The sequence below is a fragment of the Flavobacterium sp. DG1-102-2 genome, assembly GCF_033042555.1.
Classification (GTDB): Bacteria; Bacteroidota; Bacteroidia; order Flavobacteriales; family Flavobacteriaceae; genus Flavobacterium.
This window is the reverse complement of record NZ_JAWLIK010000001.1, coordinates 180664-190734: the sequence shown is the minus strand read 5'-3', so window position 1 is coordinate 190734 and position 10071 is coordinate 180664. Positions and strand designations below refer to the sequence as shown.

At 38.8% G+C, this 10071-nt stretch carries 6 protein-coding genes; 3 read left to right on the top strand and 3 right to left on the bottom strand.

Going from position 1 to position 10071, the window contains the following annotated elements:
• Positions 1 to 29 precede the first annotated feature (29 nt).
• Both R1T16_RS00700 and R1T16_RS00695 read right to left on the bottom strand, forming a co-directional pair.
• Positions 30 to 887, bottom strand: a complete 858-nt coding sequence (locus tag R1T16_RS00700) for a molecular chaperone (protein ID WP_317499135.1) — start codon at positions 885 to 887, stop codon at positions 30 to 32.
• Positions 888 to 956: 69 nt separating this feature from the next.
• Complete coding sequence (locus tag R1T16_RS00695; RefSeq protein WP_317499134.1) at positions 957 to 1460, bottom strand: DUF4402 domain-containing protein; 504 nt, start codon at positions 1458 to 1460, stop codon at positions 957 to 959.
• A gap of 668 nt (positions 1461 to 2128) precedes the next feature.
• Here R1T16_RS00695 and R1T16_RS00690 point away from each other — a divergent pair.
• The 3 genes from R1T16_RS00690 (at position 2129) to R1T16_RS00680 (ending at position 7659) form a co-directional block, all read left to right on the top strand.
• Positions 2129 to 6100: a PAS domain S-box protein gene (locus tag R1T16_RS00690; protein ID WP_317499133.1), complete on the top strand. Its 3972-nt coding sequence runs from the start codon at positions 2129 to 2131 to the stop codon at positions 6098 to 6100.
• Between the two features lie 72 nt (positions 6101 to 6172).
• Complete coding sequence (locus tag R1T16_RS00685) at positions 6173 to 6934, top strand: hypothetical protein (RefSeq protein ID WP_317499132.1); 762 nt, start codon at positions 6173 to 6175, stop codon at positions 6932 to 6934.
• 41 nt (positions 6935 to 6975) lie between these two features.
• Positions 6976 to 7659: a diphthine--ammonia ligase gene (locus tag R1T16_RS00680; protein WP_317499131.1), complete on the top strand. Its 684-nt coding sequence runs from the start codon at positions 6976 to 6978 to the stop codon at positions 7657 to 7659.
• Here R1T16_RS00680 and R1T16_RS00675 read toward each other — a convergent pair whose 3' ends face one another.
• Positions 7660 to 9741: a M1 family metallopeptidase gene (locus R1T16_RS00675; protein WP_317499130.1), complete on the bottom strand. Its 2082-nt coding sequence runs from the start codon at positions 9739 to 9741 to the stop codon at positions 7660 to 7662.
• Positions 9742 to 10071: the final 330 nt, after the last annotated feature.

The window sequence follows — 10071 nt, the reverse complement described above, 5'->3', positions numbered from 1 at the left end:
CCGCTCTATGGCATGGTTAACAATTTCAATCAAATGAGGTCAATCTGTGTAGAGGTTATTACTTCGGGGTTTACCTCTGCAGATGTCAGGTAGGTTATCTTCAATTTTCCTTTATGATAATCTACCCCCGTGTTTTTTTCAAGCGGAAGCAGCAGCTTCCTTTTTAGATTTGGTGTGTATACCGCAAGTCCTTTGGCAGTACCCACCTGAGTAATTTTTCCTTTATCAGATATGTGTTCTACTTTTACATCACCGTAAACAGATATGTTACCGCTTCTGTTAAATGTCATTTCTAATTGTGGCGCACCTTTATCGTTAACTGATAATACAGGTTTGTCCATTTTTACGCTCAGGTTAGTTGTGCCTGTCCTGATAATTATTGGAATAGCTATACCGAATGTTGGCGTTAACTGGACTGATAGTGATTTCGGGACTTTTGCTGTTTCATCCACCTGAGTTTCCTCTGCAACTGCCCTAAAATAAAGATGCGATCTGTATTCTCCCGCCTGAAGTTCTCCCGTGTTTATTGACTGCACCTTAATAGTCTGCGATTCGTTAGGGCCAAGTGTAACACTCCTCGGAAAAAACCTAAAATTTTTATTAGCAAAATTTTGGCCTGCCTCAGGTTCGGTAATTTCCTGAAAGGCCCCACTCTCAAGCATCTTGTATTGCACAACAGAAATAAGATATTTAGCACTATCGGTTCCTGTATTAGCAATATTAAGCTCCTGTGTTCTCTTAGCATTATCAAGCAGTACCCTGCGCGGCATAATAACAAGATCACCCTGAGACACGCTATCTGTTTTGTGTACCGGCTGATCTGCTGTAATTATTGTTAAAAGCATAAGCAGAGCGAACCCCGCCTTTACATAAAGGGTATTGTTCATATACTTTCTATAAATAGTTAATGCTGCTTTAACTGTAACATTAAAGCAGCCATATACTTATTTTATCTTTTAGTTATAATTTACGGTAACAGGAAATGCTGTTGCCGATGTATAGGTACCTTCTGCCTGAGATGCCACAAGATTCAAAGTTGCACCTACGTTGATTGTTTGTGTACCGGAGCTTAGTGTTCCTGTTCCAGAAGGCGTACTTGTAAAGTTATCAACAATCATAGAGTCAGAACCGCTTGTGATTGTTACCGAAGCAGGAAGCGTGATTGCATAAGTATATGCACCCGAACCTGTTACAGTGAACGATGCTGCAGTTACGGTACCTGTTGCTGCCGGCAGGGTTACACCACCTGTAAATGTACGGGCGCTTCCCGGTGTAAGCACTACTGTACCAACGTTTCCATCGGTCGCTATGTTACCAAAATTCATATCGGCAGTTTTAGCGATACTGATTGGTGTTACGATGGTAGCAGATGCATTTGCTGTAGCAGTAGCCTGTGCAGAAACAGAAGATGTGATTAAAAGACCTAAAAGACAAAAGCTTATTGTAAGAACTTTTTTCATGATGTAAGGAAATATTAATAATTATTTAGAAATCAAAAACTTAGTTACGTATTATGGGTCAAATGTATAAACAACACTAATACGTAGTTTTAAAATCTAATAATCTCCGTCAAAAGGATGCTTTTAATCTATGAAAGCACAAATTTAACAGATGAAATACGCACCTTTTACCTAACAAATAATGGCCATGAAAGGCAACTATTGTTAATTTTTTTTAGGTAAAAAAAATTAACAAACAAATGAAAATGAATATATTATAATTAATTCTAAAGCTTCTTTTTAACATATACACATTTAGATAGCTTCAATTTTATTTTTTAATTATTATCTAATTGTACTATTTCAATAGAAGCATATAGATGACTACTTATGCTCAGGTTTTTAGTAAGGTCTAAAAATATAGGCATAGGATACCTTCAATTCATTATTTAGATGATTAACACCCATAATATTTATCGACTTTTGACACCGTTAACCGATAAAAAGACCGCGTTTACCGCATTTTTAAAAAAATTTAAAAAACATTCTAATCTTTGCATATCCAATAGATAAAACAGTTTAATTAAAGCATTGTAAACAGGCGCACAACCTGTTATTATAAGGCCAAAAAATATACAACAAACCACATAATAATTTATCTTTAATAAGCAATTAAACCGTTTTCGTTAATGAAACAGTATCCAAGGCCTGCAAACGAGGCGCAGAGGCTGAGTGCTTTAAGAAAATACGAAATTCTTGATACACTAAGCGAAGAAGAATTTGACAGGATAACCGAACTGGCATCTTTAATATGCGATGTGCCTATTGCACTCGTTTCGCTAATTGACCATGATCGCCAATGGTTTAAATCAAGAATTGGGCTGGATGCTGAACAAACAAGCCGCGACCTTGCTTTTTGCCAGTATGCCATAATGGACAACGATATTTTTGAAGTGGAAGACGCTGCAAAAGATGACCGGTTTAAAGACAATGACCTCGTTACAGGAAACCCTAATATATCTTTCTATGCAGGACAGCCCATTATTGATGCCGATGGATATGCCCTGGGTACATTATGCGTTATAGACCGTACTCCTAAAACGCTTACACAGAAGCAGAGGAAAGCACTGCAATTGCTTGCTAAAGAAGTAATGACCCTCATTGCAGAACGCAGAGAAAAAGCTGAGATGAAAAGCTTTAAAGACCTTTTTGATTCGTCTGATGATCTTATTGCTGTAGCAGGCACAGATGGTTACTTTAAAAAAGTTAACCCCGCATTTGAAAAGATATTGGGATGGGACACCGATTTTATGCTAAAGACCTCCTTTTTTGATCTTGTACATCCGGACGATCTTGAGACTACTTTAAAGGAACTTAGAAAAATAATCGAAAAAGGCCACCCAACTGCTAATTTTACACACCGTTTAAGAACGATTTCAGGCACTTATAAAACCCTTCAATGGGCGAGCACGCCCGAGCCCTTAACTGATAGTTTGTTTGCTATAGGAAGAGATATATCCTATGAAAAGACAAGAGAGCGCGAATTACAAATAAGTGAAGAGCGTGCAAGGATATTTTTTGAAAATTCGCAGGGATTTATGTGTACTCATGACCTTCAAGGCAATTTTACAAATGTAAATGAGGCGGGCGCAGCTATATTAGGCTACACAAAAGATGAGATACTACATCTTAGTTTATTTGATATTGTTCCTGTTAAAAGGCATGAATATGTAACGCAGTATCTTAACGAGATTAGTAGTGTAGGCTATTCTAAAGGGCAGATGGTTACAATCCATAAAAGCGGTGCATACCACATATGGCTGTACAGCAATGTACTTGAACAGAGCCTTGAGGGCGAAAATTATGTAATTGGTAACGCTGTTGATGTTACTGAGCGCATAAAACTTGAAGAAGACCTTAAAAAAACGAAGGAAACGCTGGAACAAACAAACCATGTTGCCCGCGTGGGCGGATGGGAATTTAATGTGCCAAAACAAAAAATAATGTGGACTTCTGTTACAAAAGAAATTCATGGCGTACCACAGGACTACGAACCTGAGCTTGATAAAGCCATCAATTTTTATAAAGAAGGTGAAAGCAGAAATAAAATAACTCAAGCTATTAACAAAGCCCTTGAAAAAGGAGAGTCATGGGACCTGGAACTTCAGGTAGTTGATTTGCAGGGCAATGAAATATGGGTGCGTGCACTTGGAAATGTCGAGTTTCAGGACGGTATTTGTAAACGTATTTACGGTACTTTTCAGGATATAAATGATGAAAAGCTGGCACAAATTGAACTTAAAAGTTCACGTAAATTATTGAATGATGTGTTACAGGCCGCTTCAGAGATTAGTATTATAGCTACTGATGCAAACGGTATCATTAATGTGTTTAACAAAGGCGCAGAAAAGCTTCTTGGCTATGACGCCGAAGAAATGATAGGCAGACAAACCCCTGCCCTATGGCATGAACCTGCCGAAGTTGAGCGCTTAAGTAGAGATCTTAGCAATGAATTTGGTTTTCCTATTGAAGGCTTCAGGGCCTTTGTTTACAAATCAGAAACAGTCGGACCCGATAAAAAAGAATGGACCTACATAAGAAAAGATGGTACAAAAAGAACAGTCTCTGTAGTAAATACAGCCATAAGGGATATAAATAATAAAATAATTGGCTACCTCGGTATTGCAACAGATATTACAGAACAAAGGATTGCTGAAAATGCCCTTATCACCGAAAAAGCACGTCTATCCGCGTTTGTTGAGCACACCCCTGCATCGGTAGCGATGCTGGATAATGACATGAAGTATATTGCCGTAAGTAATCGCTGGCTGGAAGATTACCATATTAAAGGTCAAAACATTATAGGCATTTCACACTATGACGTTTTTAAAGATATTGACGAAGAACGAAGAGAACGCCATAAACGCATTTTAGCCGGAGCTGTAGAACGAAGAGAAGAAGACAGGTATAGATTACCTCAGGATACTGAAGACCAGTACATAACCTGGGAGATGAGGCCATGGTATACGTTTAAAGGCAATGTAGGCGGAATGATGATGTTTACACAAAACATTACCCAGATCATCGGCCAGCGCGAAGAGTTAAGGATTGCTAAATCTAATGCTGAAAATGCAAACCTTGCTAAATCTGAATTTCTGGCTAACATGAGTCATGAGATACGCACGCCCCTGAATGGCGTAATAGGATTTACAGATCTTGTACTGAAAACTAGACTTAACGAGACACAACGACAATACCTCTCAATAGTAAATCAGTCGGCTAATGCGCTATTGAGTATTATAAGCGACATCCTTGACTTTTCTAAAATTGAAGCAGGTAAGCTGGAACTGGATAACGAAAAGTGCGACCTGTATGAAATTACAGGCCAGGCTGCCGATATCATTACCTATCCGGTACAAACAAAAGGGCTTGAGATGCTTCTTAATATCTCAGGAGACCTGCCAAGATTTATTTATACAGATTCCATCAGGCTTAAACAAATACTGGTAAACCTGCTTGGTAATGCTGCAAAATTTACCGAGAAAGGAGAAATTGAACTCAAAGTAGATGCTATTGCAAAAGATGATGGAAAAACAACAATCCGCTTTGCAGTAAGGGATACGGGAATAGGCATTATGCCTGATAAAAAATCAAAAATATTTGAGGCATTTTCGCAAGAAGACAACTCCACTACAAAACGATATGGCGGTACAGGACTTGGATTAACGATATCCAATAAACTGCTTGCGCTTATGGGCAGCCATCTCCAGCTGGAAAGCAGCCCCGGTGAGGGAAGTACTTTCTATTTTGATGTGACCTTCAGGTCAGAACAGGGAGATCCTGTTACATGGGAGAATATCGACAGTATCAAAAACGTATTGATTGTTGACGACAACGAGAACAACAGGATGATATTATCTGAAATGCTATCGCTAAAAAACATTAATACCGTACAGGCAAAAAATGGTTTTGAAGCACTGCAATACCTGTCAAACGACCAGAAATTTGACGTAGTGATCATGGATTACCACATGCCGTTTATGGATGGCCTTGAAACAATAAAGAAGATACGTGAAACTTTCTATTTCACAGCCGATGAACTGCCCATAATTTTATTGCACAGTTCATCTGACGACGGGACCATTATTGATGCCTGTAACCGACTGGAGGTAAAACACAGGATATTAAAACCCATTAAAATTCAGGACATATATTATCTCTTGTCAAGACTTAACCAAAAAGATCCTGAAGTTACTGAAACACTGATAATAGAAAATACCGCAAAAGAGAATTTCACAGTTGTTGTAGCTGAAGATAACCCTGTAAATATGATGCTTATACGGTCAATCATAAAGAAAATCGTACCAGATAGTATGCTTATAGAAGCAGGAAATGGCCTTGAAGCTTTAAATATTTGTGAGCGCCTAACACCCGATATTGTACTGATGGATATACAAATGCCGGTTATGAACGGCTATGAAGCTACAAAAGCGATAAGAAGCCTTAGCGGTAATAAAGACCTGCCAATAGTAGCCATAACCGCCGGAAATATTAAAGGGGAGAAAGAAAAGTGTCTGGAGTCTGGTATGAGCGACTTTGTTGTAAAACCGATAAGGGAACAAAACGTTATTGATGTATTTGACAAATGGGTTAAAAAATAGCTTCGCCTCAAGTTTATATATCAGGATAGTTTAGTGAAATTTTATTATTTTTATCTAAATTATCTTACAGCTATGAAAAATCTTTTACTTTCTCTGTTCATTGGGTTATATACTTTTACGATTTCAGCACAATCGGTTAGTGATGTTACGGGCGACTGGAAATTTTATACTATAATAGTTCCTGACGGCGTCAGCAATGGAAAAAAGGAAGCTGCCAGCACTATGATGAGCTCAATGACGATGCTGCTGAAAGCCGACAAGACCTACAGTATTACGCTTATAAACATTACCGAAACAGGTAAATGGACAGTTAAAAACAAAAGGCTGGAGTTTACCACGGGCGACAATAAATCATATGGCTACCCTATAACCTCATTTGAAAAGAACCTCATCACCCTGAATTTTGAGGATAAATTTTCCTTGGTATTGGCAAGGATTGGCGCTAATGTACCTCCACCGCCTGTAACTTCCGCTGCTGAAACACTGCAGCTTCCAAAAAAAACATACGTAAAGGCAACTACTGCACAACTATCTAAAAAATGGTATTTAAAGCAATGTCCCGCACCTGCGAACATGACTGAAAAACAAAAAGAAGACTTTGGCGAAATGCTTGCCGGCAGTTACCTTGAACTTAAAGCTAACGGAAAAGGCACTTTTCAGCTGGGTGATAAAAAAGAAAATGGACAGTGGCAGCTTAACGCAGAGAAAGACGGACTTACATCTAGCTTTAATAACCTACCCAAAGAACTTAATTTTACTAAAATTACTGCTATTGATCTCATAGCCGATGATAAAGCAACAGGTGAGGCATGGATATTTTCTATTGTTGAGTAATGTATGTTATCTATTACTTTTGCGGTATAATCTAATCGGCCTTGAAAACTTACTTTAATTGGAGCACAGGCAAAGACAGCGCGCTTGCCTTATATTATCTTCTGCAGGATAAAAACTATTCTGTTGACTGTCTGTTCACTTCGGTAAACTCACACTACAACCGTGTGAGCATGCACGGGCTGCGAAGAGAATTACTGGAACAGCAAATCGCCGCGATGGGCATACCTTTAATAACTGTTGAACTGCCTGAACAGCCCACGAATGCTGAATATGAATCTTTGCTTAAAGAAAAAGTAAATGAACTGCTGAAACAGGATTATGAATGCGCTGCCTTTGGCGATATCTTTCTTGAAGATCTTAAAGCCTACCGTGAAAAGCAGCTTGAGCCTTTCGGAATCAAGACGGTGTTCCCGCTTTGGAAAAAAGACACACGGCAGCTGCTTACAAAATTTATAAACCTTGGTTTTAAAGCCATTACGGTTTGTGTGGATGGCAGCAAACTGGACAGTTCATTCGTGGGGCGGATAATAGATGAAAGTTTTATTGCCGACCTGCCCGAAGGTGTAGACATTTGCGGTGAAAATGGCGAGTTTCATACCTTTTGTTATGACGGGCCATATTTTAAGCATCCTGTGAATTTTACAAAAGGAGAAATTGTATTGAGAGAATATGACACCACTGGATTTAAATCTCAATATTGGTTTTGTGATTTATTACCAAAGTAACTACTTCTCCGCCAATAACTTCTCAAGACTTTTTCTATCTGCTTCCGGCAATTTTGGCAGCAGGCTTTCAAACTGGCCCCTGTAACCTTCTCTTTTTAACAGCCTGCGGATGTTATCTTTACCAAATTTTACAAACTGCCATTTATGGTGCAGTGTGGCATTTACAAGATTTTCAAAAACCGCGGCGTCAGGCTTGCCTATGTACAGCAGGTTAGCCAAAGCATTGGTACGTATTGAGCTTTCGTATCCCGCACTTGCATAGTTTTGTAATTCGGCATAAAAAGCATCTTTATCGGCAGTCCTGTACTCTTTCGCGGTGTACGCTAACGTAAGCCACAGTATCCTTAAGTTCTTGTCGTTGAAGCCTACCCAATCCTTCCCTATTTCTAAAAACTCTGCCTGCCTTTCGGGGTACTTCCTGCATAGTATGTTGATGGCTATCTCAGGTGTAATGTATGACTCGTCATACAGGAATGTTTTATACTCTTCGATAAAGCTTTCAGGAAAAGCGGTTACTGTACGTGCTACAGCCTGGCGTATGCGAAGGTCTTTGCTCTTCATGGCAAGACGTATAAAATCGGCCTTTTCTTCAAAAGGCACTTCAGCTGTCTGGAATACCGCTTCTTCTTTAAGAGCATAAAAAGCGTTAGATTCCATCAGCTTCATAAATGTTTCTTTCTTTTGACTGAAAGTATTCTTCTGTAATTCACCTAATTCCAGATACAACCCCATAGACTCGTTTTTCTTGAGTAATTCTATGGCTTCAGTCACTTCAAAACCACCTGTTTCCAGCCAGCGTTTTTTCCATGAAGCGGTATCATAACTGCTCACTTTGTTAACCTCAGCGATAAACTCATCGGTATTTACATTTTTATAGGCATATTTTTCAAGGTAGGTTTTTACCGCTTTTTTAAAAGCATCATGCCCTACACCTTCCCTAAGCACATGCAGTGCCCAGGCTCCTTTTTGGTAAAAAGACAGCATACTCGCTTTCTCATTCATCACGGGAATTGTATCAGACTTTGCCGCCTGCTGCAATCGTTCGGCCATTTGGTACATCTCATAATTAAAGTGGTCTTCGCCAAAAAGTTTTTCTTCTGCCAGAAGTGCATAATAGGTCGCAAAACCTTCCTGCAGCCAGTGGTGTTTGCTGCTTTGGGCCGTTACAAGATCGCCAAACCACTGGTGCGCAAGTTCGTGGGCGTTAACATTAGTGTATGTCCTGTCATTAAATCCTATGGAATCTACCACAAAATCCTGCGAAAAAATAGTTGAGGTAGTGTTTTCCATACCTGCATATAAAAAGTCGAGTACAGGCACCTGGCGGTATAATTTCCATGGATAATTAACACCTATCTCTTTTTCAAAAAAGTCAAATATATCCCAACTGTAGCGGTAGGTTTCGGCAAACATAGCACTGTCCTGGTCCCTTAAATAAAATTCAAGCGGAGTACCCGATGCCGTCGCCATTTCCCACCTCCTGAATTTACCTACAGCCAGCATGACAAGATAGCTGCTCATGGGCTTTTCCATCATAAAGCTGGTAAAGTGTTGGTTTTCCTGAGTGAATTCCCTGTTGATAACACCGTTAGATAATACGGTGTATCCCGTACCTGCATCGCCCACGGTCATATTAAAAATAACCTTTTCATTAATATCGTCAAAACTCGGAAGCCAATGGCTGGTGTACTTACCCTGTCCCTGAGTCCAAATCTGATTGCCGCTGCCATCTTTTACAAAATACAGGGTCTGCTTTGGTTTTGCAGTGTATTTAAACTGCAGTTTGTTCTTTCCTTTTTTAAACCCTTTATACAATTTTAAGGCGTGCGCCGAATTTGTCCATCCTGCTTTTTTACCGTTAATGGTAACATCGCTGAACTTGATGTTTTGTGCATCTATAAATATTGTATCGGTTTTTTTATCAAGCACTTCAAAAGCATAGGTTACCGTACCAATAACCTCCTTTTGAGGAATATCAAAAGTTACGTTTACGTCTGCCGTTGTAAAATCAACCTTTTTTATCTGCTGGGCAAAAAAGAAATTGTATGCAAAAAGTATAAGGAATAAGAAACTGTATTTCATATCTTGTTTTGAGTATGTCATGCAAAACTAAGCAACCTGTCATAAAATGCAATGCATATTATAGATTAGCTAACACTAATTGCCATCGTTTAGCGACTTCAAGAATTTTAGACAAGGCTAAAAATAGAAATTCGTGATTTTACCTGTTAATAACTCCTAATTTCGGATTCAGATATTAGTATTTGAAATTGTTTATAACTTCTATTCTCAATTTTCAGATTTCCTTATAACAATGCATCCTAGCCTATTTAGACCGATTGTTAATAATATTTTGTTAAAATCACAAGCTACTGATAATCAACAGTGTTGATAACTAAATTTTATAATCAT

What these genes read in the sequence shown, in the direction of transcription:
- R1T16_RS00700 (WP_317499135.1), bottom strand. Translation starts at nt 887, where the DNA reads ATGAACAATACCCTTTATGTAAAGGCGGGGTTCGCTCTGCTTATGCTT.
- R1T16_RS00695 (WP_317499134.1), bottom strand. Translation starts at nt 1,460, where the DNA reads ATGAAAAAAGTTCTTACAATAAGCTTTTGTCTTTTAGGTCTTTTAATC.
- R1T16_RS00690 (WP_317499133.1), top strand. Translation starts at nt 2,129, where the DNA reads ATGAAACAGTATCCAAGGCCTGCAAACGAGGCGCAGAGGCTGAGTGCT.
- R1T16_RS00685 (WP_317499132.1), top strand. Translation starts at nt 6,173, where the DNA reads ATGAAAAATCTTTTACTTTCTCTGTTCATTGGGTTATATACTTTTACG.
- R1T16_RS00675 (WP_317499130.1), bottom strand. Translation starts at nt 9,741, where the DNA reads ATGAAATACAGTTTCTTATTCCTTATACTTTTTGCATACAATTTCTTT.